Annotated in this window: 32 protein-coding genes; 29 read left to right on the top strand and 3 right to left on the bottom strand. The window is 50.5% G+C overall.

The window, feature by feature from the left end; translation table 11 throughout:
• The first annotated feature begins 2 nt into the window (after nt 1–2).
• Complete coding sequence (locus AC5JPW_RS04450) at nt 3–299, top strand: DUF1364 domain-containing protein (RefSeq protein WP_494238452.1); 297 nt, start codon at nt 3–5, stop codon at nt 297–299.
• 43 nt (nt 300–342) lie between these two features.
• Entirely contained in the window at nt 343–951 is a 609-nt protein-coding gene (locus AC5JPW_RS04445) for a hypothetical protein (protein ID WP_494238451.1), read from the top strand.
• 562 nt (nt 952–1513) lie between these two features.
• On the opposite strand, the gene AC5JPW_RS04440 is transcribed toward AC5JPW_RS04445, so the two are convergent.
• Complete coding sequence (locus AC5JPW_RS04440) at nt 1514–1774, bottom strand: hypothetical protein (protein WP_494238450.1); 261 nt, start codon at nt 1772–1774, stop codon at nt 1514–1516.
• 233 nt (nt 1775–2007) lie between these two features.
• Between AC5JPW_RS04440 and AC5JPW_RS04435 the strand changes: the two genes are divergently transcribed.
• The 4 genes from AC5JPW_RS04435 (at nt 2008) to clcA (ending at nt 5088) form a co-directional block, all read left to right on the top strand.
• Nucleotides 2008–2226, top strand: a complete 219-nt coding sequence (locus AC5JPW_RS04435; protein WP_494238449.1) for a class II holin family protein — start codon at nt 2008–2010, stop codon at nt 2224–2226.
• Nucleotides 2223–2735 (top strand): lysozyme, encoded by a 513-nt coding sequence (locus AC5JPW_RS04430; RefSeq protein WP_494238448.1) that lies wholly within the window; start codon nt 2223–2225, stop codon nt 2733–2735. Before AC5JPW_RS04435 ends, AC5JPW_RS04430 begins: the two co-directional genes overlap by 4 nt.
• Nucleotides 2735–3316 (top strand): hypothetical protein, encoded by a 582-nt coding sequence (locus AC5JPW_RS04425; protein WP_494241125.1) that lies wholly within the window; start codon nt 2735–2737, stop codon nt 3314–3316. Before AC5JPW_RS04430 ends, AC5JPW_RS04425 begins: the two co-directional genes overlap by 1 nt.
• A 377-nt stretch (nt 3317–3693) precedes the next feature.
• The gene (gene clcA, locus AC5JPW_RS04420) at nt 3694–5088 is read left to right on the top strand and encodes a H(+)/Cl(-) exchange transporter ClcA (RefSeq protein ID WP_494238447.1); all 1395 of its coding nucleotides are present in this window, start codon (nt 3694–3696) and stop codon (nt 5086–5088) included.
• A 98-nt stretch (nt 5089–5186) separates the two neighbouring features.
• On the opposite strand, the gene AC5JPW_RS04415 is transcribed toward clcA, so the two are convergent.
• Nucleotides 5187–5438, bottom strand: a complete 252-nt coding sequence (locus AC5JPW_RS04415; RefSeq protein WP_494238446.1) for a hypothetical protein — start codon at nt 5436–5438, stop codon at nt 5187–5189.
• 118 nt (nt 5439–5556) lie between these two features.
• Between AC5JPW_RS04415 and AC5JPW_RS04410 the strand changes: the two genes are divergently transcribed.
• Nucleotides 5557–5694: a lysis system i-spanin subunit Rz gene (locus AC5JPW_RS04410; RefSeq protein WP_494238445.1), complete on the top strand. Its 138-nt coding sequence runs from the start codon at nt 5557–5559 to the stop codon at nt 5692–5694.
• A gap of 396 nt (nt 5695–6090) precedes the next feature.
• Entirely contained in the window at nt 6091–6318 is a 228-nt protein-coding gene (locus AC5JPW_RS04405; protein WP_494241123.1) for a hypothetical protein, read from the top strand.
• 119 nt (nt 6319–6437) lie between these two features.
• Here AC5JPW_RS04405 and AC5JPW_RS04400 read toward each other — a convergent pair whose 3' ends face one another.
• Nucleotides 6438–6665, bottom strand: coding sequence for a hypothetical protein (locus tag AC5JPW_RS04400; protein ID WP_494238444.1), 228 nt, complete (start codon nt 6663–6665; stop codon nt 6438–6440).
• Between the two features lie 23 nt (nt 6666–6688).
• Here AC5JPW_RS04400 and AC5JPW_RS04395 point away from each other — a divergent pair, with 23 nt between their 5' ends.
• From AC5JPW_RS04395 to AC5JPW_RS04295, 21 genes are all read left to right on the top strand, one after another.
• Entirely contained in the window at nt 6689–7261 is a 573-nt protein-coding gene (locus tag AC5JPW_RS04395) for a terminase small subunit (protein WP_494238443.1), read from the top strand.
• Entirely contained in the window at nt 7258–8805 is a 1548-nt protein-coding gene (locus tag AC5JPW_RS04390) for a terminase (RefSeq protein WP_494238442.1), read from the top strand. Before AC5JPW_RS04395 ends, AC5JPW_RS04390 begins: the two co-directional genes overlap by 4 nt.
• An 11-nt stretch (nt 8806–8816) precedes the next feature.
• Nucleotides 8817–10268 carry a DUF1073 domain-containing protein gene (locus AC5JPW_RS04385; RefSeq protein WP_494238441.1) on the top strand — a complete coding sequence of 484 codons (1452 nt, stop codon included), beginning with the start codon at nt 8817–8819 and terminating at the stop codon, nt 10266–10268.
• A complete protein-coding gene (locus AC5JPW_RS04380; protein WP_494241121.1) occupies nt 10222–11205 on the top strand; it encodes a phage minor head protein in 984 nt (327 codons plus the stop codon). Before AC5JPW_RS04385 ends, AC5JPW_RS04380 begins: the two co-directional genes overlap by 47 nt.
• A 13-nt stretch (nt 11206–11218) precedes the next feature.
• A complete protein-coding gene (locus tag AC5JPW_RS04375; RefSeq protein WP_494238440.1) occupies nt 11219–11896 on the top strand; it encodes a hypothetical protein in 678 nt (225 codons plus the stop codon).
• Between the two features lie 90 nt (nt 11897–11986).
• On the top strand, nt 11987–13180 hold the full coding sequence (locus AC5JPW_RS04370) for a DUF2213 domain-containing protein (RefSeq protein WP_494238439.1): 1194 nt from the start codon (nt 11987–11989) through the stop codon (nt 13178–13180).
• Between the two features lie 3 nt (nt 13181–13183).
• The gene (locus AC5JPW_RS04365) at nt 13184–13624 is read left to right on the top strand and encodes a hypothetical protein (RefSeq protein WP_494238438.1); all 441 of its coding nucleotides are present in this window, start codon (nt 13184–13186) and stop codon (nt 13622–13624) included.
• A 10-nt stretch (nt 13625–13634) separates the two neighbouring features.
• Nucleotides 13635–14711, top strand: a complete 1077-nt coding sequence (locus tag AC5JPW_RS04360; RefSeq protein ID WP_494238437.1) for a major capsid protein — start codon at nt 13635–13637, stop codon at nt 14709–14711.
• A 9-nt stretch (nt 14712–14720) separates the two neighbouring features.
• Complete coding sequence (locus tag AC5JPW_RS04355) at nt 14721–15086, top strand: hypothetical protein (protein ID WP_494238436.1); 366 nt, start codon at nt 14721–14723, stop codon at nt 15084–15086.
• A gap of 2 nt (nt 15087–15088) precedes the next feature.
• Nucleotides 15089–15466, top strand: a complete 378-nt coding sequence (locus AC5JPW_RS04350; RefSeq protein WP_494238435.1) for a DUF7370 family protein — start codon at nt 15089–15091, stop codon at nt 15464–15466.
• Between the two features lie 73 nt (nt 15467–15539).
• Nucleotides 15540–15908 carry a hypothetical protein gene (locus tag AC5JPW_RS04345; RefSeq protein ID WP_494238434.1) on the top strand — a complete coding sequence of 123 codons (369 nt, stop codon included), beginning with the start codon at nt 15540–15542 and terminating at the stop codon, nt 15906–15908.
• The gene (locus AC5JPW_RS04340) at nt 15909–16277 is read left to right on the top strand and encodes an HK97 gp10 family phage protein (RefSeq protein ID WP_494238433.1); all 369 of its coding nucleotides are present in this window, start codon (nt 15909–15911) and stop codon (nt 16275–16277) included. It abuts the gene before it with no gap.
• Nucleotides 16274–16657 (top strand): phage tail termination protein, encoded by a 384-nt coding sequence (locus tag AC5JPW_RS04335; protein WP_494238432.1) that lies wholly within the window; start codon nt 16274–16276, stop codon nt 16655–16657. The genes AC5JPW_RS04340 and AC5JPW_RS04335 overlap by 4 nt, the downstream gene beginning before the upstream one ends.
• Before the next feature lie 56 nt (nt 16658–16713).
• The gene (locus AC5JPW_RS04330; protein ID WP_494238431.1) at nt 16714–17454 is read left to right on the top strand and encodes an Ig-like domain-containing protein; all 741 of its coding nucleotides are present in this window, start codon (nt 16714–16716) and stop codon (nt 17452–17454) included.
• A 420-nt stretch (nt 17455–17874) separates the two neighbouring features.
• Entirely contained in the window at nt 17875–18567 is a 693-nt protein-coding gene (locus AC5JPW_RS04325) for a DUF6246 family protein (RefSeq protein WP_494238430.1), read from the top strand.
• 313 nt (nt 18568–18880) lie between these two features.
• Complete coding sequence (locus AC5JPW_RS04320; protein WP_494238429.1) at nt 18881–19060, top strand: hypothetical protein; 180 nt, start codon at nt 18881–18883, stop codon at nt 19058–19060.
• Nucleotides 19061–19070: 10 nt separating this feature from the next.
• Nucleotides 19071–19559 carry a type II toxin-antitoxin system death-on-curing family toxin gene (locus AC5JPW_RS04315; RefSeq protein ID WP_494238428.1) on the top strand — a complete coding sequence of 163 codons (489 nt, stop codon included), beginning with the start codon at nt 19071–19073 and terminating at the stop codon, nt 19557–19559.
• A 129-nt stretch (nt 19560–19688) separates the two neighbouring features.
• On the top strand, nt 19689–20231 hold the full coding sequence (locus tag AC5JPW_RS04310) for a DUF4823 domain-containing protein (protein ID WP_494238427.1): 543 nt from the start codon (nt 19689–19691) through the stop codon (nt 20229–20231).
• Nucleotides 20232–20295: 64 nt separating this feature from the next.
• Nucleotides 20296–23733, top strand: coding sequence for a tape measure protein (locus AC5JPW_RS04305; protein ID WP_494238426.1), 3438 nt, complete (start codon nt 20296–20298; stop codon nt 23731–23733).
• Nucleotides 23733–24086, top strand: coding sequence for a phage tail protein (locus tag AC5JPW_RS04300; RefSeq protein ID WP_494238425.1), 354 nt, complete (start codon nt 23733–23735; stop codon nt 24084–24086). Before AC5JPW_RS04305 ends, AC5JPW_RS04300 begins: the two co-directional genes overlap by 1 nt.
• 69 nt (nt 24087–24155) lie before the next feature.
• Nucleotides 24156–24872, top strand: a complete 717-nt coding sequence (locus AC5JPW_RS04295; protein ID WP_494238424.1) for a YnfC family lipoprotein — start codon at nt 24156–24158, stop codon at nt 24870–24872.
• The last annotated feature ends 39 nt before the right edge of the window (nt 24873–24911 follow it).

Genomic DNA, 24911 nt, shown 5'->3' with positions numbered 1-24911 from the left:
GCATGGCTGACTTACGTAAAGCTGCGCGTGGCCGAGAATGTACCGTCCGCATTCCGGGTTATTGCAATGGCAATCCTGAAACTAGTGTGTTGGCGCATTACCGGCTGGCAGGAACCTGCGGTACCGGATGCAAGCCAGACGATACACAGGCAGCTATTGCTTGTAACGGGTGCCACGACCTTATCGACGGCCGCAAGAAAACCACTGATTACATCCATGACGAACTGCGGCTAATGCACGCGGAAGGTGTTATGCGCACCTTGGAAATATGGCGGAAGGAAGGGTTTGTTAAATCATGATTGCCCATCACACCAGTAAAACCCAACAGCAAGGAAATAAACAATGACTCCACGTCAACGCCGACAGCAAATTGCAGGGTTGGGAACTATTGCGACAGCTCCACGGAAAACTTACCTGGGCAAATTCACCCCTCTAACATCCACCCAGTCCGGTTGGATCAAATCGTTACTTACAATCTGGGGGGAAGGGGTAAAGGGTGACTTGGCCCCAAAAATGCCAAGAAGCCATAGTTGCTGGAATGGCCTCAGAGGCAGCCGTTGGTCAGATAAGGCGCTCGAACGTTTTACGGCCGCACTGGACCAAGCTCGCAGTGAGGGATTTAAAGGGCAACACATTATGAAGCGCGCCCAAGTCATCCTATGGCCGAAAGAACCCGTGAGCTTAATTGAACAGGCTCTTCACAACGATGACATCGATTTTGTGGAGCAAAGTGTTTTGCTGGCGCTGGACTCAACCGACCCGGTTTATCTGGTTGGCGTTCAGTTCTACACGACCCGGAAAAAGATTTCAGACATCACTCGTGAATTGCAATTAATCGCTCCCTGGTTGACCGACAGCGAAGCCAGAAGGCGTGTCAGGTGGTGCCTGGAGATTTTCAGGGCAAAGGTTTTTCTATCATCGCGAAAGCTATTGGCTGAGCAGGCGCAATGATTTTTTGATTAATCGTGCTATTTTATGGATTAAATATTGAAAACGGGCCAACAAAGTGTTTAATGTATTCATGCTTGGCAGAGCTATGACATGATGACAGCGCTGTTAAGTCACAATCTGACAAATTCAAAAACCTCGCTCCGGCGGGGTTTTTGCTTTCCGGCGATACGACAGGGGTATTCGCGAGGTGCATTGCACCAGTACCCCTGTCATAGCGCCGTTTTGCAAAATGAAAAACACATATTAGCCTCGCTGATGCGGGGCTTTGTCGTTGACCGCTGGCCCCTTCCATAAACTGACCTTGTCGTGAATATCCCGATGGACAAAGCCTGACTCTTGACGGCAAGACTCAGAAAAATATAAATTATTTGTGTGGTGAATCCCCCTATGCGGTGGGGCGCCTTGACATGATATTTATTATCTTGCAGTGAAGGAGCGCGTGTTGTGGTAAGTCAAGCCATGGCGCACCGGGAGGCACCCGGCACCACGTATAAAAAATATGTTGTGCCTTTATTCCTTTAAGCCTGTACCTCTCCGTACAGGCTTTTTTTTTCGAAGGTTATTATCTCTGATAGTGAAATGACCAGACGTGTTGTTCTTGGTCTGAATCAGTTCCTAAATTTTCGCTTCGACAAATGGCCAGCCTTAACGCACTAGTAAGGTCTGCGAAATCGCTCTTATCCCAAAAACCAGTGCAATTTAGCATCAACTCGTCTGTATCAGTAGCATCAGTGTTAACTTCATAATCCACGTTGAGGGTTTTGAAAAGATACTCTTTTCTATGAATAACCCCTTTGGGAAGAACGAAAATTGCATCAGCCATAAGTTACCTCCTGATACATTTACTGCTTGATTATCTGTGGCGAGAGTACAAAACACGGTGTTTTTAATAATTTAATTACACGTTATCACCATAATCAATTGCGGTTTCCTGCGTAGTGAACCAGATCCCAAAGAACATTTTTTGCCTGTTCACTTATTCCTGGACGAACCAGATTTCATAGACCTGAAGAAGTTCCTCAATCCCCTGGCACTTCCCTAAAACGGAGGTGGAGCATGATACGAATGGACAAACTGACAACCGGCATCTCGTACGGTGCTTCCGGCGGGAGCGCCGCTTTCTGGATTAAAAAGCTATTGGATGGCTACACACCTGAACAGTGGGCAGCGATTGGTGTGTTAGGCAGTCTGATGTTTGCACTGCTGACTTTTCTGACCAACCTGTATTTCAAAATCAAAGAGGATCGCCGTAAGGCGGCAAGGGGCCAGTCATGAGCAAAACAAAAATTGCTGGTGGCGCGGTCTGCTCAGTGATGGCAATCATCGCGATAGTCATGAGCAACGGAGAGGTTCGCACCAATCAGCGCGGACTGGAATTGATCGGTAATGCCGAATCATGCCGCCGAGAGCCATATGTCTGCCCGGCAGGTGTGTTGACTGATGGTGTCGGCAATACGAACGGTGTGAAAGCCGGTACCCGCAAGTCTGACGCGCAGATCGCCGCCGACTGGCAGAAAAACATTCTTCAGGCTGAGCAGTGCGTTAATCAATATGCCGCCGGGAAACAACTCAGCGACAACACGTTTTCTGCCGTGACCTCTCTGACGTTTAACGTCGGGTGCGGTGCAATGCAGAAATCGACCCTTTACCGAATGTTGCGACAGGGCCAGGTTGTGGACGCCTGTAATCAGTTCACCCGTTGGGTGTATGCCGCTGGTGTGATTCTCCCTGGACTGGTAACGCGGCGCGGAAATGAGAAAACGCTCTGCCTGGATGGTGCGTGATGAATCGCGCAACGCTGTTCACTGCTTTGGTAGCCGTGGTGATTATTGCTGTCCTGGCTGTTCTGCTGGCGTTTGCAAATACTGACCTCAACACCGCCGAAAGCGATAAGCGCGTGCTTGAATCCGATAACGCATTGCAGGGGCAGACCATCGCCACTCAGGCACTCAACATTAACCGATTCAATCAAACCGCTCAAATAGTCGCTCGGGCAAATGCAATCGTGGCCGGCAACCGCGAAAAAACCGTTATCGAATACCGGGAGATATTACGCCGTGAAAAAACCTGCGATCTGCCTGTTCCTGCTGATGTCGCTGGTGGGCTGCTCGAATACGCGAACCGTTTACGTTCCAGCGCAATGCACGCCGATACCGCCATCACTGACCCAGCCGATGGTGCCGCCGCTACCGCCAGCGGGATGACGTATTGCCAGGCTGTTTTGTGGATTGAGCCGCTGCTGGCAACCATAGAGCAGGGCAACAACAATTTAGCGGGGATTCGGGATATTGAACAAGAACGCCAGTTAACGACAAAAGAAATAGGTAGCGAGGCCCAAAGCGATATGTCTAAAAGACCTCAGTAAAGTTTGGCTGTATTGAAAAGGCATATGTTAGAATCAAAGCGATTAAACATTCACGCCTAATAATAACCATTATGAATTATTTGTATTTTATTAATGAATTATGGCCTGTTTTGGTCTTAATTCTTCTGGGACAAAGTTCTGCGCTTTATTACATAGGGTTCAAGAAAGAATCCAGATGGATTGCCCTCATTATAGTGCTTATAGGTCTGGTTGAGATCGTGCTAATTTAAGTTAAGTGTGGCTGGTGAGCTTCTGCTCTATAAAATCACAATAACGTGTTCAACCATACCAGTGGTTTCAACAACCACAGCCTCTTTATTTCTTCTTACTAAGGCGGATACACTCATACCCCCTGTTGGTAAGAGAAGCCTTTTATAATGATTGTTCCTGGTTCATCGGATGTTCAGGTTCCTGAAACAGAATCTGCTCGCAAAAGCATGTTCAGAGCGTTGCTGTATCGAGACAGAACACCGATTGCTGTACTGGTTTGTGCTGCTATTGTTGGTATTCTCGTCGGCCTTGTTGGTGTCGGTTTTTTTTATGCCGTAAATATCGTGCAGCATTTGCGTACAGGTTTTATCAGTCAGATTTCCTTGAGTCGATGGACGGTCTGCATCATTGCCTTCGTGGTATCTGGTCTGCTGGCAATGGTTGGCTATATTCTCGTAAGAGTGTTTGCCCCTGAAGCATCGGGTTCAGGAATTCCTGAAATTGAAGGTGCGCTCGAAGAGCTACGACCTGTACGCTGGTGGCGAGTTATCCCAGTTAAATTTTTTGGAGGGATGGGGACACTCGGTGCAGGTATGGTGCTGGGGAGAGAGGGCCCCACCGTCCAGCTTGGCGGCAATATCGGTGGAATGGTGACAGACCTGTTAAGGGTTAAACGAGGTGAAGCGCGTCATACATTGATTGCCACTGGTGCAGCAGCCGGTCTTGCAGCTGCGTTCAATGCGCCGCTTGCCGGCATCCTGTTTATTCTCGAAGAAATGCGGCCACAGTTTCGCTATAACCTTATATCCATTAAGGCCGTATTTATCGGCGTAATAATGGCCAGTATTGTATTTCGCATATTCAATGGTGAGAGGCCGGTAATAGATGTAGGGCATTTATCAAATGCGCCGGTTAACACATTGTGGCTTTATCTTATATTGGGAATGTTCTTCGGCATTATTGGCGTGGTCTTCAACCGTCTTGTCTTTCTTTTCCAGGATGGATTTCAGCGAATTTATGCTGGTCGTAACTGGCGGGCGGTCTTCATTGGAGGTTGCATCGGTGGTCTTTGCGGCATCCTAACCATTCTCTATGCACCAGGATCTGGCGGCGGCTTTGAATTGATTCCAGATGCTGCCAAAGGTAGTTTTGGTTTTGACGCATTAATAGTGATGTTTCTTGTTCGGTTACTAATGACTCTGCTGTGTTTTTGTTCTGGTGCGCCTGGCGGTATTTTTGCGCCAATGTTGGCTTTGGGCACTTTACTTGGAACAGCTTATGGCGTCGGGGCTGCTGATTTATTTCCTACGTATGGACTTGAAGCGGGTACATTTGCTATTGCAGGTATGGGGGCACTATTCGCCGCATCTGTTCGAGCACCGCTGACTGGCATCGTTCTTGTTTTGGAAATGTCAGATAATTATCAGCTCATTTTACCGATGATAATCACATGTCTTGGCGCAACGCTGTTGGCACAATTTCTGGGGGGTAAACCATTGTATTCTTCTATTCTGGCTCGCACTCTTGCAAAGCAAAAGGCAGAAAAAGCATCCCTTAATTAAGGAATGCTACAGCAGGCATTCACTGAGTGCCTGTAATGATGGCAAAAACACTCACTTACAGACGCCACTGATGCGTCGTAGAGGGCGAATCGAAAGCATCACCAGACAGTCAAATGGCCTGGCCGTGTATGTATGTGAACAGTCTTTAAATCAATAATGTTCAATTCTTTCATTACTTCATCTGCTGACATTTCCTTAACGGCCATAGCAATTGAAGCAGCCATATCTTCGAGAGTTTTCGCTTTAAGTATAAATTCAGATGTTTGAGCCCAATAGAAGCCGTTGTTGAACCACAGGCCTATATCTACAGCATGTGGCATTCCTTCCTTATGCAACTGAAAAATAGCCATGAGTACCTCAGCGTAAGAGCAACTTAAGCAAGCCAGCGAGCATTATATGGCAGCATGAGCGTGACCACTACGGTTAGTGGCAGGCATTACAGCATGCATTCACTGAGAGCCGGTGACAATGTCGATTTATAGGAGTGGTAATGGTGAAAGATCTCACTTTACTGAGGCCACTAAACGGGATTGTTTCACCCTCAGAGAGCGAATCGAAACAGTCACCAAACGACTGACTGGCCTGCAAACGTATGTGCGTGGATAGTGCCTGAAACAGGCGTGCATGATAAATCAATAAGCAATTGATATATAAATATTTTTTAACAAAGTTAACGAAATCAAGTTGTTGATAAAAAATGTCGATTGGTATGATTAATATTGTTTGATTAATCCTGTTAATAACCTACTCTCAGCTATGACCCTGTAAGCAATCCCAACACCAGATGACAGGGTCTGTTATCCCGGCGAGACTTCTCGTTTCCCTCTGGGTGGCTCCATGGTGTGAGAGCATTTGGCCCGGATAACAAATACTAAAGGCCACGTTTAATATTCACGTGGCCTTTTCTAACGTTTGTGTTGTTGCTCAATCGTCAGCGAGAATGTTAATGCGACGCTCGGAAAATAAGCACATTCATCCTATAGGCCTGTTGTAGGTGAGATGATGAAAAAAGTCTTAGTATTCTTCAATGCAAAATCAGTAGAAGTGGTAGAGACGATTAAAGCTGTAACCACCATTGCAAGAAACTACCCAAACGGTGAGGAAACTCATCTTAAGATTATGCTTGCTGGGATCCATTCCATTACCGGTGATCATACTGAGATTTATGTGGCATCGGACAGAGAGTTATCGCCAGAAGAGATTGTGAGTGCTGCCAACAAGCTTCTCTGACTAACTGCTAAAAGAGTTCTTAGTAAAAGCTAAATTTCATCTCTACCACGGAAGCCTCGCAATAGCGGGGTTTTTTATTGCCATCACCATGGGTAGACCCATGGTAATAGCATGTGCGACTACAATTTTTTCCCATCAACCGTAACGCTGGCATCAGCTGTGCTATTGGGAATATAAATTCTAATTCGTGCTCCGCTTTCAGTTACGACCTCTATTGTTACAGACGTAGGTGGTGCGCCAGTGTCATTACCAGTGAACTCGGTGACGATCTCTTTTGAGGTTTTATCTTCGATGATTGGCATCAGATCACCATTAACTAACCCAGCATAAATCTTTAAGTTGCCCATCGGTACCTCCCTAAGGAATTCAAATGGCACTCACCGACAAGCAAGAAATGTTCTGTCGCGAGTACCTCATCGATTTAAACGCCACGCAGGCGGCTATTCGGGCGGGGTACAGCGTCAAGACTGCAAATCGTACCGCATCCGAGAACCTGTCAAAACCTGTCATCCAAAACAGAATCTCTGAACTCAAAGCGAAGCGCAACGAAGACGTTGGCATTGATGCAGATTACGTGCTCCGGCGCTTGGTTGAGATTGACCAGATGGACGTTCTGGATATCCTGAACGATGACGGTAGCCTGAGGCCGATTAGCTCATGGCCGAAAGCCTGGAGAACGTCGCTAACTGGTCTGGACATCAGCACCACGATTCAGAACTTCGACGAGGAGACGGCGGAAACCATCCTTAAAAAGGTTAAGTGGCCGGATAAGGTTAAGAATCTGGAGTTGCTCGGCAAGCACATAAAGGTGCAGGCGTTTAAAGAGCAGGTTGAACAGAAGGTCACTGCGACCCACAGCATTATGCCAGTCCCGTCCTGCGATAACGTCGACGACTGGGAAGCAGCAGCGCAGAAGCAGCGGAGCGAGGTACTGGGTGGATGAATTACAAAGCCGTCTGGAAACCTTTGCCGGGATCGCAATCGCTCTCCCTGAGTTGTCCGTGTAACGAGATCCTCTACGAGGGAACGCGCGGACCCGGTAAGACTGCCGCGCAATTGGCACGTTTTCGCCGCCTTGTTGGGCTGGGCTACGGCTCATTCTGGCGGGGCGTCATTTTTGATACCGAGTATAAAAACCTCACCGACATCATTACCCAGTCAAAGCGTATGTATCGCTTGTTTAATGACGGTGCTCGCTATCTGGCATCGGCCAGTGAATTGCGTTGGGTTTGGCCTACCGGCGAAGAGCTGCTGTTTCGCTTCGGGAAAGAAGAGAGCGATTATTGGGACTACCACGGGCAGGAGTTTCCGTTTATCGGTTTCAACGAACTGACCAAACAGCAGTCAGCAGAGTTTTACGAAATGATGTTCTCATGTCGGCGCTCATCGTTTCGCCCAGAGAACTACCCGTTGGCAGGTGGCGGCCTATTGAAGCCGATCCCCCTGGAAACATTCAGCACGACCAACCCGTTTGGCATCGGCCATACCTGGGTGAAGAAACGCTTCATCGAGCCAGCACCACGCGGCACCATCATTCGCGAAACGCAGCAGGTGTTTAACCCGCAGACCGAGCGAGAAGAGGATGTGACGCTCACCCGCGTTGCAATTCACGGTTCGTTCAAAGAAAACCCTTATCTGGATCCGCAGTACATCGCAACGCTGATGGCAATCAAAGACCCTAACCGGCGCAAAGCATGGGTTGAGGGCTCCTGGGACGTTACCAGCGGCGGACGCTTTGACCATCTCTGGGACGCGTCGGTGCACGTCATTAAGCCGTTTCGCATCCCGGATAGCTGGACGGTTGACCGTTCACACGACTGGGGCGAATCGAAGCCGTTCTCCAACCTCTGGTGGGCGCGTGCCGATGGGACCGCCGCAGAGCTGCCGGACGGTCGTCAGTTCTGCCCGCCTGCCGGATCACTGATTCTGATTGGCGAATGGTATGGCTGTCCACCAGACGAACTTAACAAAGGCCTGAATATGTCCTCGACGAACGTTGCTAAGGGCGTGGACTGGATTGATAAGCGGCTGATGGGCGAGGAGATAGACGAGCCGGAGGAAGTGCAGGGCAAAGGCCAGATGCACATTGTTCCAGGCATATGCAGTAGCGTCATTCCCGGCCCTGCTGATGGTGCGATTTTCAATACTGGCGATAACGAACTGTCGATTGCGCAAAAAATGGAAGCGCAGGGCGTAAAATGGATACCCGCAGACAAGAAACCTGGCTCACGTATCAATGGCGCATCGCTCTTTGCCGACATGCTTGAGGCTGTTGTTGAAGCCAAAAAGATGGAATCAGGTATCCCCGAAAAGCCAGCCTTCTACGTAATGGATCACTGTCGTGGCTGGATTAGCCGTATCCCTGTTTTAGTTCGTGACGACAAAAAGCCTGACGATGTTGATACCACCCAGGAAGACCACGACTGGGATGCAACACGTTACCGCGTACTGCACTCACCTGCTCAGGTGGGGGCTATCTTCTTCTAAGGAGCTCATCAGTGAGTGAATTAAGCACCGGGGAACAGTTCCTCGTTAATGCCCTTGCTGATGCTGTTGGGCGACAGCGCATGCAGTATGCAGGGCGTAATGGCAACGTGAAGCGCACGAAGCTATGGGATGAGTTCGGTTATCCGGAAACGCTCACCTTCGACAATTTCTACCGTCAGTACCGCCGTGGTTCGACGGGCTTCTCGGCAGTGCACAAGCTGCTCGACGCTTGCTGGGTCGATCTGCCCACCATCATTGATGGCGACGAAGACAGGGAATCTACAGCCACGACGGCGTGGGAAAAAGCCGTTACTAAGCTGATGAAGAAGCACTGGGCGAAAATTAAAGATGCCGATCGCCGCAATATGATCGGCCGTTATTCCGCGCTGCTGATTCAGGTGCGTGACAGTCGGGACTGGAGCGAGCCAATTGATGCCGATGTGGTGAAAAAGCTCGGTAGCAAAGCGCTGGTGAAGCTTATCCCCGCATGGGAGCCGCAGATAAAGCCCGGCAATCTCGATATCGACACCTGGTCTGAAACCTACGGACAGCCTGTCAGCTACCAGTTCAATGAGCAACCCATAGGTAATGAGGGAACCTACAGCAGCCCGCGCTCTGTTCAGGTGCATCCAGATCGCATCATTCTGCTTTGTGAAGGTTCTGAGGATGACAACATCCTCTCCGGTATTCCGCTGCTGGAGGCAGGCTATAACGACCTCCTGGACATCGAGAAAACGAAGGGCGGCAGTGCCGAGGGCTTCCTGAAGAACGCCAGCCGACAGTTGGGGATCGCCTTCGAAAAAGAAACGAACATGGAAGCCCTGAAAAAGGCGGCCATTGATGCTGGTTACAAAGATCTTGGCGAAGCGCTGAACGACAAGGTTGCGAAAATGAACCGCGGTACCGACGCAGCCCTGGTCATGCAGGCGGGCACGCCCTCCGTACTATCTGTAACCGCCGCCGACCCAACGCCGAGCTGGACAGTTTCTGCAAACTCGTTCTCTTCAACAATTCAATGTCCGTTCAACATTATGTTTGGCAAGCAGACGGGGAATCTCGCCTCGGAAGAGGACAAAACGGCCTGGGCGAATCGTTGTAACGGTCGCCGCTGGGGGTTCCAGTCAGACGTTATCACCCGCGTAATTGAGCGATTCTGGATGGTCGGCATTATCGATCCTCCTGCGTCCGGTGAGGTGTCATTGGTCTGGTCAGATTTGCTGGCCCCGAGTGAGAAAGAAAAACTGGCCAACATGGCGGTCATGGCTGATGTGGCGCAGAAAACTCAGCAAGCCTTCGGCACACCAGTGGTCGATGAAAACGAGGTCCGCGCCGTCGGCGAACTCGAACCGCGTAAGGAGCCGACAACTCCAGACCCTAACGCAAAACCACCCGGTAAGGATCCGCTGACAGATGATGATGACAGTGCAGACCCGAATCGGGACGCCAATCGTTCCACGCAATAAAGCGGACCCTACACAGTCAGCGCGTCAGGTAGGGCGGATGTTTCGTGACATCGATGAACGCTATCTGACGATAAAGCGCCGCCTGAAAACGCTGTTTGACCAGCGACTGACCGGGCGGCAACGAGAGGCCAACGGCGAACAGTCCTGGCTGATGTGCAACAACGAGGGCGCAGAGCCTTCGCTGTATCAGGTCAACGCTGGCCGCTACATCTACGACATGTCGGCAGCGCAGCTTGCTGACCTGCTCCAGATTGTTCAGACCATCCTGGATGATGCGCTAATGGATGGCGGCAGCCAGAATCTCTGGGCGCAGGATTATGTCTCTGCCGAATACGAACGTGGTACACGCAACGCCTTCACTAACCTGTCAGTGCAGTCGCAGGCCTACGCCCGCCAGACAACGTTGCTGCAACTTCTGTCCAGCCCGGCCTACCAAAACCAGATAGCCAGCGCCTATATCAGCACATACAGCGACTGGAAAGGTATTAGTGACACGTCACGCGCAGATCTTGCAAACGTCATTGCCGATGCCATTGGGCGTGGCGTGAACCCTCGCGAGACGGCCAGCATTGTCAGTAAGCGTCTCGACGTGTCGATGGGGAAAGCCAAGACCATCGCGCAGACAGAACAGGTTGGTGCGCTGCGCCAGGCGCAATGGAACGAAACAGACTGGGCTGCCGATCGCCTGGGGCTTAATACTGGGCTGCTCCATCTGTCAGCACTCAAGGCAACTACGCGTGTAGGCCACGCTTTCTGGCATGGGAAAGTCAGAACAACAGAGGATGTGCGTGCCTGGTATGCGGTAGATGGCAACCGGTACAACTGCTATTGCAGCCAGATACCAGTGCTGCTCAACGACGACGGCAGTATTTTCAACGAAGGGCTGGCGGATAAGCTGGCGAAAGAGCGTAAGCAATGGCATCCTGAATACAATTAATTCAGGAGGTTGTATGGCTAAGCGCGGAGATAGCTCAGCATTTGTTTATCACTGGATCAAGTCCAGTAGAAGCTCCCAAACCATTTTGAATGAAAAATACGAAGATGCATTTAACACCTTAATATTGATATTAGACGACCTGGTCTTGAGGTCTGGTAAATCTTTGGGCCACAAGCATGGACACAGCTGCATTTGTTTTACTGAAACCCCTGTCTGGTTCATGTCTGATGATAAATCAAAATATCAACCGTTTGGGTTCGAGTTTTATAAAAAAGACATATACAGAATTGGCGGTGAGCATGTCATTTATTGCTCCGAACAAAGTGCGAGGAGACTGCCCCCCGAGGATTTATGGAAATGGATGAGGCATGAACCCCTTATTAGGACACCACAAGCTCCATATGGAACGGATTTTTCATGGGAGCGAGAGGTCAGGGTTAACCGTAGCGAACTTCATCTTACTGGCCCAAACGAGATAGTAGATGCATCTACCATAGGAAGTGTGAAGTTTGCATTTACTCGAATCTATGTCCCATCAAGCTATTGGAGGGATAGGCTTATTAATGAACTGCGTGCACTATTAAATAGATGGCTAAAAGAAGAAGAGCATAGTGAGCACTATCATTGGTATGAGGATTTCTATGATGACATGATGTCCGAATACCAATTCACTATTGATGTGATTGATTAGTTTTTCCAATGACTTAATTAGGATTTAAATTCTTCCAAGGTCGCTCCGGCGGCCTTTTTTATTGTCTGAAATCCACCAATGAGGACCAGCATGAAACGCAATCGCGTTAACGTGCTGACCGTCGTCAACTCCGCGTCAAACATCACCACTGAAATTATCGACGGCAAACCACATATCGTGGTTCGAGGCATCACGCCTGTCGTGGACGATATTGTGATGAACCGGCGGTTGTACCCGGCAGCAGAAATCGAGAAGTCCTACAACACGCTTGAGCGCAACCCGATGCCGCTGGGCCACCCGAAGGTGGACGGCAAACATGTATCGGCGCGTGACGTCCGGGCGGTCAACAACTACCACGTCGGGTCCTGGTTCCAGAACGTCACCCACTCAGACGGCAAAGTCAGCGGCGATATGTACGTTGACCGCCAGTATGCCGAGTCGAGCGAGAAAGGTAAGCGCCTCGTTAACCGACTGGATGAGATGGCAGCCGGTACCAACACTGACCCGATCCACATTTCCACCGGCCTGCTGTATTCCGGCATCGCCGCCAACGGTGAGTCGAAGGGCAAAAAGTACAACGAAATCGCCACCAACATGATGTTTGACCACGTGGCGGTGCTGCTCGACGAACCGGGCGCCGGTACCCCAACGGAAGGTGTCGGCATATTCGTTAATGCCGAAGGTGAAGAGCTTGAAATCGAAGTCGTGAACCTTGCTGATTCAGAGTCTCCAGAACCGCAAGACCCCTCATTCAAATCATTTTTCAACCAGCTAAAGGCGTTTTTCAGCGCCAACAGCGACTCAACCCAGAAGGAAACAGACCCGATGAAAGAGCTCATCGTTAATGCGCTGAAAGCGAAAGGAAAACCGGTTGACGGTAAAACCGATGCCGAGTTGATGGACGCGTACAACCAGATGCTGGCGGAAAACGCCGAAACGAAGGAAGAAACGCCGGAAGAAAAAGCCGCCCGCGAAAAGAAAGAAGCGGACGACAAGAAGGCTAAAGAGCAGGCCACCAACAGCGAAGAGATGCCCGCCTGGGCGAAAGCCCTCACTGAGCAGGTCACCGCGCTCAACAGCCAGTTCAACGCCAACGCTGACAAAGCGAAAGGTGAAATGCGCGCTGCTGTAAAAGCGAAGTTCGGCCTCGATGACCTGGCGGTTAACGCTCTCGACGGCGCTGCGCTGGAAGGCTTCTACGCGCAGTGCCAGAAATCCACGGGCCTGAACGGTGCATTCCGCCAGGTGAACAGCAACGAATCATTCAGCGAAATGCCGGAGTAAGAAATGGCTAAAGACGGAAAGCACGTAATTCATGCGGGCGGCATCTTTGCAAACCCGCAGCTACATCGTGAAGGTGCCGCGGCGGCTGAGACTAAGCCCGGCACTATCGGCTTTTTCGATAATGCAGCGGGGAAATTTACCGCCTCAGTTGCAGGGGATGAGGACGCCATTCTGTATGTGGCGAACTACGACTATCTGCGCTGCAAGACCGTGGATGACTCCATCGCCGCTGGCGACTGGGTTGTTGCGATGCATCCGACACCGGGCGTCTTCTTCAACGTGCCAGCGGTAGCCGGTACCTATACGAAGGGCCAGCCATTGTCTGTTGTTAATGGCCGCGTAAAAGTCGCCGCCGCTGGTGAATCTGTCCGCGCTTATGTCGAAGAGGACCGCGCATACACCATTGCTACCGCAGGCGATCTCCTGCGCGTTGTCATTAAGTAAGGATCAACGAATGTTTGCATTTTCTACCCAACAAGCAACGGCGACCCGAAACCTTGAGGCGAACACCGCTCAGTTTCAGGAGTTGCAGTTTGCCCGTAATGCCAGCGCTCAGGCTGTAGCGGATTTCATTGCGCGCACCCGCGTGCGTGGTGAAGCCGCCAATGCCCCGACGCTGGATGCAGTGAACGCGGTCGATGATATCCGTCGACTGTACCGTGCGTATGATCAGACCGTGCTGGCTGAGTTCCAGCCGACAACGGAATTTACGCTGCTGAACGACCTGATGCCGTTGTCACGCTCTGTTCGCCTGGAAGAATCCGTGTATGAATACGCACGTACCGGCGGTCGTGGCTGGGCTCACACCTCCATGTCAGGCCAGATTGGCGCGGCTCTGGATGCGAAAAGCTACACCTTCGACGGTACGATGGTGCCAATCCACGACAGTGGCTTTAAGTTCAACTGGCGTGATCCGGTTTTCAATAAAGGCTCTGCACTGGCCTCGCTGGCAGACGCTCAGTCCGGCTCTGTTGATGATGTTCGCCGTCAGTACGTGGACTACATCTGGAGCGGTTTCCGCGACAAAGCAGGCAACTTCATCAAGTTCGACGATAAAACCTGGAAAGGTCTGCGCGCTGATGAGCGTGTTGCTCAAATCACGCTGACCTTCAACTTCGCGACCAGCACCGACCCGAAAGCCCTGCGTGCGCAGGCAATCCTTCTGCGCGATGTGCTGAAGTTGCAGAACTATCAGTACGGTGAGCAGACCTGGTACGTCTCCAGCGAAATCATGTCGAACTGGGAGCAGTATTTTGATGTGAATTCCCTGCGTACTGTTCTGGAAGAGATTAAGAAGCTCTCCGGTATTAAAGACATCAAAGAAGATGCCAAGCTGACCGGGAACCAGATCATGATTGTGCCGCTGGGGGCAGGTGTTATTGCTCCCATTGTAGGGCAGGCGTTCGGCACCGTTGCCGACCCACGCCAGTTCTACAACAGCGATTATATCTGGCGCACCTGGGGTGCTGCGGGTCTGATGGTTAAGCAGGACATCAGCGGTCATTTCTCTGTCGTTTACGCTTCTAGCTAAGGATAAAACATGGCACTCGTAAAGATTCTGGCTGCAAACCTCTTTGCCGGTGCCAACTTCCAGAAACTGGAGGTTGGTAAAACCTATGACGTTGACGATGCGATCGCTGAGAAATGGATCGCCGCTGGAAACGCTGAGGAGACGAAAGAGAAGGGCGTAAAACTTCAGTTCGAAGTATCGACTCCGTCTGATGCACTGGCCGCTGAAACCAGCGCGCTTCAGGCACAACTGGATGACGCGCTGTTGCAGATTCAGCAGTTGCAGCAGGCAGCAGCCGAGAAAGACGTGGCGCATGCTGATGCACTGGCCGCTGAAACCAAGCGCGCTGACGAAGCTGTCGCCGCGTTGGCCGACGTTCAGAAGAAGGCGAAATAACCATGGCAGCCCAAATCACGCTGGATGACGTTAAGCCTCTGATGGGTGAATTGGGCTTCACCGTCCCTGACTCTATCCTCCAACTGCTAATCGACCAGGTCAGCGCTACTGCACCGTGCATGGACGGTGCCGGGTACACTGAAGGCCTTCAAAAGCTGCTTCTCATCTATGCCGCTGCACGACTGGCGGCCCTGTCCGGCGCCAGAAAGATTTCGTCGCAGTCTGCTCCATCTGGCGCGTCTCGTTCGTTTGCTTATGACAGTGCCGGTACAGATCACCTGTATTCGCAAATTCTGTTGTGGGACAAGAACGGTTGCCTGGGCGAACTGCCGCTTTCTGGTGCGTCCGTCGGATTCTTCGATGTTGTGGGAGGTTGTTAATGTCTGAGCCGAAAGAGGAGCAGAAGCCCCAACCGGCTGATGAAGATAAGTGGCAGCATGAGGATTACGCGCTATGAGTTCGTTAGCAAGCTGGTCCTATACGGCGAAGGCCACCATCTGGCGCAGCCTGGGCAAAAGTGAATCCGGCGATCCACTGGGTTATACCTCGCCAGTGGTCATCGACTGCGATTATCAGGGGGGATTATCGCGAAAAATTGCTGGGGTGTCGGCATCGCTGGGCAACCTCGGAAATGAAGTGGTGGTGAAGAACACCTTCTGGACTGAGTATGCTGCGACAGAAACCGGTGATTTTATTTTCATCGGTGAATCGACAGAAGCAGATCCTCTTATTGCTGGTGCTGACCAGATTTTGCAGGTCATCAGATACGCCGACACGTTCGAGCGAACCGCGGATGACTATGCGCTGATAACGGGGGTTTAAATGGGCGGTAAAGTTCGCGGTATATCTCAGGCGAAGGTAAAACTGAATCGCCTGATTGAGGACATTACCGGGCGCAAAGTTGCCAGAGCCATTCAGTCAGCGCTGATTATCGGTAGTTCTCAGGCTGCCCTGTACACGCCAATCGACACATCGACGCTGATAAATAGCCAGTTCCGGGAAATCATGATTAAAGGCGTCCTGGTTACCGGCCGCGTTGGCTATTCAGCTAATTATGCGCTGTCAGTTCATGACCCTAATGTGAAACAGAAATTCCGGCGCTCTACGGCTGAGAAAGAGTTTTTACGCAAGGGTTTCGACGATATGCGTGCTCAGATTGATGCCGTCGTGCACAAGGAGCTATCGGTATGACGCCATCAATGTACGAGCGAGTCAGGAACCTCTTTGTAAGAGCAGGTCTTACCGACGGGCGCATTATCCAGTTGATCTTCTTTGAGGACACGAAGAAGGCGACAGATGCGTTTATCGTTTTCCGGCCCAATGGCGGCACACCCATTCGCAAAGGCCTCGGCGCAGATCATTACGTGTTGGTCGACGTTATAGGGCCAAAGGACAAGCGCACCGACACCGCTGAAGCGGTACAGAGAATTATCGATTACGTGCAGGACAACCCAATCGGCGACAGCTGCGTAGGGCAAATCGAAAACATGGGCGGCATCCCACCGCCAGTGCTGACCGAAGATGGGCGGATCGTCTTCCGCCTTCAATTTGCTTGCCTCTACGGGGAGTAAGCCACATCACCAGGCTGCCATATGGCGGCCTTTTATATATTTAAAGAGGTAAGACTATGGCTAATTGCCAAACCGACAATTCGAAATTGTTTGGCCGTGCGATCGTTGTGGAAGTTGCTGATGGCTGCGCCGACACACTCCCCCTGGAATCTGAGTGGAAAGCATTGGCCGCCGGTATTAGCAAGGGTTTCGATTTCTCGCCGAACAGCGTTACGTCGGACGCCGATGACACCAAAGGCTATGTCGAAAACATCGTCACGAATGCCGATTTCACCATCTCCTTTGAAGGTGAGGTTCGCCGGAACGACAAACTCGACCAGTACGGTGTCGGCCGTCTGATTAAGTATTTCAACGGTGAGATCCAAGCAGCGCGCCAGCCGACCCTGTGGTTGAGGATGGAGTTCGGGCCCATTACCTTCATCGGCTATATGCTGATTAACGCGCTCAGCTCCGACGGTGGTACCAACGACATCATTACGTTCTCCACCGAATTTAAGGTGGCGGCAGCCGATACCATCCAGGTAATCGACACTGATGCTTATGTACCAGTGGCAAGCATCAGTGTTACACCCTCGACGAGTACGGGAGCTGTTGGTACTACTGTCCAGCTCACAGCTAGCGTTTTGCCAACTGATGCGAGTGACAAGACTGGCACATGGACATCCTCCGATCAGACGAAAGCAACGGTCAATTCCAGCGGTCTTGTAACGCGCCTAGCAACCGGTACAGCAACTATCACATTCATTACCAATGACGGTGCAAAAAACGGGTCTAGCGCTATCACAATCACTGCGTAATTATCACCGCGGGCATGTTTGAATGCCCGCGATCATGTTGTCTGGCGCATGTCAATTGATTAATCTGTAAGATTCTGTTAGCATGACTTCGGAATAAGGTTTCTTAGGCTAGGTGGTGTACAGAGTTCAACTCTCTGGCTTGCTGCGGCGGGTGTGTGTTTCGTAATCGGCTCTGTATGCGGTTACTTCAAAAACAAAATCACATCCACATCCACCAACCCAACAAAAGGAAACGAAGACATGAAAAAACCAAACGAAATCCAAACAATGGTAGTAACCGCGTTAGAAACAGCACAAGTAGTAACTCTAGGGGCGTCAGTCACCCTAGCAGCAGGCGCTGGTCAAGCACCACTATCCTAAGAGTCTTTATTCCAAAAAAACCTCGCTTTGGCGGGGTTTTTTTATTGCCTGAGATAACCCATGACACCTTACAAAGAGATCGGCGAGTGCCTCATTACCGCCGAAGAAGAGGATTACTTCTTTTCGCCGTCCTTCGCAGCGATGACGCGCATTAGCGAACCGCGGGATATAGTGCAGGCGTTCTACGACCTTCATAGCGACGAAATAACGCCGCTGCTGGAGCGAGGCTATGCCGCTTACGGATTTATCCCCGCCTGGCTGACTGCTTACATCACGCGCCAGCAAGTCGGTAAAAAGGCGCTCCTGGCCGCGATGTCCGTTCTGACGGCCTGTTGCAACCGCGACGCGTCCAGGCTGGTCGGCGAGATAATCCCCGGTCGCTCCGGGCGGTGGGCATTCGTGTACCGAAAAGGTGCAATGCCCGCCGGTGACATGATCCTGATGGCGCGGCACCTCATCGCCCACGGCATCATCGGGAAAGCGAAGGTGCGTAAGTTGCAACGGCACGAAAGTAATGAAGTCACCAGTGAATTCAACGCGTTCGAGTACATAAGCGCTGCGCGAAATCATTTTGGGATGAGTAGGTCGGAAGCCGAGCAGCTAACGATGACCGAGTTTCAATTGCTGATAGCGGCAAAATATCCTGACCAGAAAGGCTTCACTAAAGAAGAGTACGACGCGGTGGCTGATGATTATCTGGCGAAGAAGGCGCGGCGAATGGCGAAAGAACGCTCAGATCGGTCCATTTTTTAGCAAAAAGTGCTATTGGAACGCATTGGAACGCATTGGCACACAATGGAACGTAAAACCACTTAACGCGAATATGATGTCAAGTTGATATTACCTTTGAGGTAACTTCGTCGAAAACGTCGGTAAAAATTCAAACTGGGGGCTCAGATCTTCGTCGAACGTGTCGGCAACTTGACAGTAATCTTATTGCTCAAAAAAGTGCGATGGTATTTAATGAACTAAATAAAACCACGGTTGTTGCGCTAAGGCTCAATGGATTGTGAGTCTTGGTTTGTTCACGCACTACTTTTTAGTGCTAATTTTCAAGGGGTCGATTATGAGTCACGCACTGAAAAAGGCAGAACGTTTGTACATTCCGCCTCGTGACAAAAACGCGATTGCGTCACCACGAGCTGCGGTTAGTGCAGATTGTTCTCATGCTAATCAAGTCAAAAACGCATTTGATTTTGGTTTTGCTCGGTATGAAAAAGCAATGGAAGACCTTTCAAAGGTTTAACTAACTGACTATGGCTGAGAGCGTTGAAGGAATTAACTATCTCTCTGTTGATGACTTAGTTTTCATTAACAGAAACCTCATTGAGACGCAGACGCCAAATGAACCGATTGAGGTACTAAACCTCAATAATCTTGGTTCATCTCAATCTCGCCCCAGTATGGTCAAATACTATGAGCAGACGGATGACATGTTTAAGTTGTCCGCTGCTCTCATAGAGAGTCTCATCCAAAACCATCCTTTTGCCAATGCCAATAAGCGTACGGCCATGATGGCAGGATATATATTCCTGCTGTTAAACGGCTATGAGTTAACTTCGCCCGGAGATGATGTAGTCACCATGGCGGAAGGTTTAGCTTGTAAAGACTACACGCTTGAAGATCTGGAAAATTGGCTTTGTTACTGGTCAAGACCCTACGACGCCAGAAACCTTTGCACGAATTCAGCTTTTCTGATTGTAGATGTAACGACTATAAACGTGGTCTATACAAAACCAGCCTGATCCTACCATATCAGCTCAAGTAACACGTTTCATTACCATTCATGTTTACGATTAAGCTCACCTATGCTTTGCCCTCTGATATCGTCAAATCAGCGTAGCCGTTGCGCTTGTGCTATTCCTGGGTAGGATGTGATCACTTTTACCGACGGGGATAGGGATGTGAAGAGATTCTTGATGCTTATGGCGGCGATTTCACTTGTGGGTTGTTCGGCAAATTACAACACAAATAACATCCAGAAAAGTTCGGAATTGTTGATTAAAGATGTTCCAATAGCGATATCAAAGCCTGTTGATGGAACGTATGAAACGCGAACTTATTCCGGTTCAGGGTTTGCCACTGCAACAGCGTTAAGAGCGGCATTTTTGCGTCATACTGATAACGTCACTGTATATGAAGATTGTGCAGGCCTTGAATGTTTAAAGAATAGACATGAACTTGGTCGCGGGTATTATGTCGTCCCGCAGATATTGCACTGGGAAGATCGAGCCACTGAATGGTCAGGTATACCTGACAGCATAGAGATTAAAATAACAGTTTATAACGCAGAATCTAATACTCGCGTTGCTTCAACGATCATCAGTGGCAAGAGTAAGCTTGCATCATTCGGAGGCGATCATCCACAAGACTTGTTACCTAAGCCAGTTAACGCCTATGTCTCAACCCTCTATTAAAATTAAACGAAATTAAGATAGAAACCTCGCTCCGGCGGGGTTTTTTATTGCCTGGAGATCACGAATGACAACTAACGTTGGCGATATTTACTATGAGATAAGCGCTGACGTAGCGCCGCTACTACAAGGTCAGCAAGAAGCCGATAAAGCCTTGGACAACATGGAGCGCAGCTTTAACAAGACGACTAAGGCTGCCGACACCCTCGATACCGGCCTGTCTAAACTGACGTCGGCAATCAAAGGGGTGATCGCCGCATCAGCGCTTCGTGAAATGGCTGAGATGGTTCAGAAGTACCAGGAAATGGCTGAGCGCGTACAGATGGCAACGTCCAGCCAGGCTGAGTTTCAGATGGTGCAACAGCGCCTGTTGACGACTGCTAACGGAACTTATCGTTCCTTGCAGGAAGCGCAGGAGCTTTACATCCGTACCGCTGATAGTCTGCGTAGCATGCAGTACAAAACCAGCCAGACTATTGATGTGCAGGACTCCATGTCTTACGCGTTCGTCAAAAACGCCACATCTGCTGACCGGGCTGGTGCGGCAATCGATGCTTTCTCAAAATCCATTAACACGGGCAAGGTGGCGGCGGATCAGTGGGAAACGCTGACAACCGCAATTCCTTCAGTCATTGGTGATATTGCCGCCGCCAGCAAGATGACGGGTGCAGAGGTGCGTGCACTGGGCGCTGCCGGGCAACTGACCGCGAAACAACTTACGGAAGGCCTGCGCCAGTCACTGGAAGCAAACTCCGCCGCTGCTGCAGGGATGTCAAACAACCTCGTCGACGCCAGTGTGCGTATTAAAACTGCCATCACGCAGTTACTGGTGGCGTTCGAAAATGAAACCGGCGTTATCCAGCAGTTCACTAACGGCCTGATCGCATCTGCCGATGGGATGCTGAAATTCAGCCAGAACGCAGACAAAATGGCAGGCGTTATCGATGCGGGCACGACTGCTGCGCTGGTGTTCGCTGGCATCATCGGTGCCCGCTATGTTGGGGCGCTTGCCCAGGGTACAGCGGCTAAAGTACAAAGCATCGCCGCGTCAAGGCAGCAAATCTTAGCGGACTTTCAGTCAGCGCAGGCTGCGATGGTTTCCGCCAACGCAACCATGCGCAAATCCGTTGCGGACAAAGAGGCTGCCATGTCGGCACTGGCGCTGGCTCAGGCTGAATATAATGTCGCAAGAGGAAGTGCTGCTGAGATGCTAGCCATGGATGCGCTGGTGGCGGCAAAAAGCCGAGCAACCGCTGCAGCAATTCAAAACAAGCTGGCCGAAGACGCTCAGGCAGCGGCGTCAGCTCGCGCAGCAGTTGCTGCAAGAGCGGCATCCGTCAGCATTGGTCTTGCACGTGGGGCGCTGTCACTGATTGGCGGTCCAGCAGGTGCCGCGATGCTTGCGGCTTCTGCAATTTTCTACTTCTGGCAGAAATCCCAGCAGGCCAGAGAGGAGGCGATCGCCTTTGCTGACGGGCTGGATAAGCTCAATTCATCAATGACTACGATGAGCAATACGTCATTGCGGGGCTCGATCGCTGATGCAAACGTATCAATTCGGGCGCAAAAAGAGAATATTTCAGACCTTCAAAATGACGTTGATAAACTGACTGAGAGGTATCAAAAATTCACCCCTGCCGCTCAACAATATGCGGATTCAATGGGGCAGGGTACGGAATTTGCTCACCGACAGAGTGAGGTATCCGATGAACTGGCGAGAAAAACAAGGGATCTGCAAAGCGCGAGGGATAAATTAGCCAGAACCGAAGATACTGCCGCCGAAGCAAGTCGAACTCTGACAAACAACATGCTCACTTCGATGGGGGTTCATGACCGGCTGATCGAAAAGGGCACCGTTCTTGAGCAGGTTCAGGGTGCTGTTGCGAAAGCGTTTGGCGCTACCGCAAATGAGATTAACCGTGCCAATCAGGCGGGGCAGAACTTCAATCCGCGCGCACTGGAGATATCGCCGCCGACTCAGGCCGGTGACAAAGTCATCCTTAACTTGGAAGAACAAAACAGCCTGTTAAAAATACAGGACGAGCGACTTCGGGCAGTGACGAAGGCGGGGATTGAGGCCGCAAAAGCAACAAGCAACCCAAACCAGATCGCAGCGGCGAAGCGCCTGGCGGGTGAAAACTTTGACCTTCAGAAATCAGAGGAGGCAAGGAAAAAAGCGGCATCAGAGGCCGAATCGCAAGGCAAACGATCTGCAAGTCAGGCTGAGTCTATTACTAAAAAATTGGCAAACCTGAAGCAACAGACGGATCTCTCGGCGGACTCCACGAGCGCATTAAGCCGCGAGCAGGCCATTCTGAACGCCCAGCAGTCACTCGGTAAAGGTGCAAGCCAAAAACAAATCGCTCTGGCCGGGCAATATGCTGCACAAAAATGGGATACAGCCAACGCGATTCGAGCTCAGGCCGCCGCTGAAAAGCTTCTACCTGAAACGAAGGAAAACGCTTCCTATAAGCAGGACATGCTTGATCTGAAAACTGCTCTGGATGCGAAGAAAATCAGCCAGGAGCAATATAACCAGACCAGCGAGCAACTGGAACAACAGCACCAGGTAAACCTCGCGAAAATACGGGCGCAACAGGTTGTCTCTCCCGCTCAGTCTGCTGTTGCTGAAGTTGACCCGGTGCAACGCCTCGCCAATCAGCACGCCCAGGAACTTTCGCTCATCCAGCAGTTTGAGCAGCAGGGAGTAATGACCCACCAAAACGCCCTGGCGCTTCGAGCAGCTGCGGATACTGAATATGAGCAGCAACGAATCGCCGCGCAGTGGGAAATTTACCGTAACCAGAGCCAGGCGAATGAACTGCTCGCGTCATCTCTTGAAGGGCTTCAGAGCGGTGCGTCGAGCGCTTTGACGGGCCTAATTAATGGCACACAAAGCCTCCAGGAAGCCTTCGCCAATATCGGAACAACGATACTGAACAGCGTAATCACCAGCCTTGTGCAGATGGGCATTGAGTGGGTTAAGGCTCAGCTAATGGGCCAGGCCGCAGCGGCTGCATCTCTCGCTTCTACCATGGCGCAGGCAACGGCGGCGGCTTCAGCCTGGGCGCCAGCAGCAATGAGCGCCTCCATTGCCACTTACGGCAGCGCGGCGGCGGTTGGTCAGGCTGCTTATGCCGGTTCAATGCTGGTTGCAAAGGGCATGGCAGTCGCAGGAGCCCGCGAGCACGGCGGCCCGGTATCAGCTAACTCGATGTACCGGGTGGGCGAGGGCGGAAAGCCCGAAATCTTCAAGGCATCGAATGGCAGCCAGTACATGATTCCAGGCGATAACGGTAGCGTTATCAGTAACCGGGATATGCAGGGAGGTGGGGTTGGGGCAAGCGTTGTTCAGCATGTCAGTTTTGAAATCAACACTACTGGGGGTATTGATGATGCCACGATCAAGCAGATGGAAGGGATGATGAAACGAGTGGCACTCTTCCACATCAGCGACCAGTCTTCACGCCCCGGTGGGCTCATTCAGCCTAGGACAAAACGCTAATGCCAGAAACATTCACTTGGTCTCCTCAGAAGGCCTACGCCGTTGAGAACTCGCCTAACGTAGCCGTCGTTAAACTCGGCGATGGTTACGAACAGCGGCAGACTAAGGGGATTAATCCCCTTATGCCGAAATACTCCCTGACGTTCAAGGGAGTGGATGACAGCAAGTGCAATAAGCCAAACGCTGCGCGTGAAGCCGAAGCATTTCTGATAGCACGCATGGCTGTCGAGTCGTTTTACTGGACACCCTCGAGCACGGGAACGCAGGCTCTGTTTGTCTGTCGGTCATGGAATTTGACCAAAACAGGTGGCCTTCATGAGCTGACGGCTACGTTTGAACAGGTGCCACGATAGTGATGACATTGGGAAAAGCCAGTAGTAATCTGTAGATTAAATAACGCGTTACGGGAAAGGAACCCTTGAATGAAGTTTAAAATAGCCATCTTATTATCTGTATTCTTATTAGCAGGATGTTTCGAAGATAACAAATACTCCGAATCCAACATGAAACTTTTTGCAATGCTGTATACTTTTGAACCAATAAAAGGGCATGTGAAAGAAACACATTTTGTTATCAAGGACAATGGGGGGAATAACTTCCAGGATGTTTTGATTAAGTTTGATGACAAAGGCTGTCTGGAAAATTTGGAAGTAACCGGTAAGCCAGTCGGGGTGGTGAGTCTTAAGCGAGAAAAGGATAAAATAGTTGGGACAGAAAATAATGAGAAAGTAGTATTCGATTTGGATAAAATCTGCTTGATTTTAAATAAAAAAACAGAAGGTAGTCGCAATTTGGTTGCTTTCTCATATGATGAAAAAGGCTCAATTGTCACAATAAAGGATGATATCCCAGGAAAGGATTATCATATTTCCTACAAGCCGGATGGCTCGGAGTCAATAATAAAAGTTCTGATGGCTGGTAAGTTGGTTGACGAAACTAAAACAACCTACCACGACCCAATTAATAAACCGCTGGATTACCTTGGCCTGTCGGATGGCTCTCTAATTGGCGAAAGTCAGACGGAACTGTCATGTAAGTATGAAAATAGAAGCCCGGTAAGTTGCGATTTAGTTTATCGGTTTATCAAGGAAAAGAGTGTTTATAAATTTCACGCTGACATAAAGACAATTTTTTATTAAGTTCCTGCTTACCTATAGGGCCGCCGCGTGCGGCCTTTT

This window comes from Phytobacter sp. (assembly GCF_059074235.1).
This window is presented reverse-complemented; position numbering and strand designations above follow the sequence as displayed.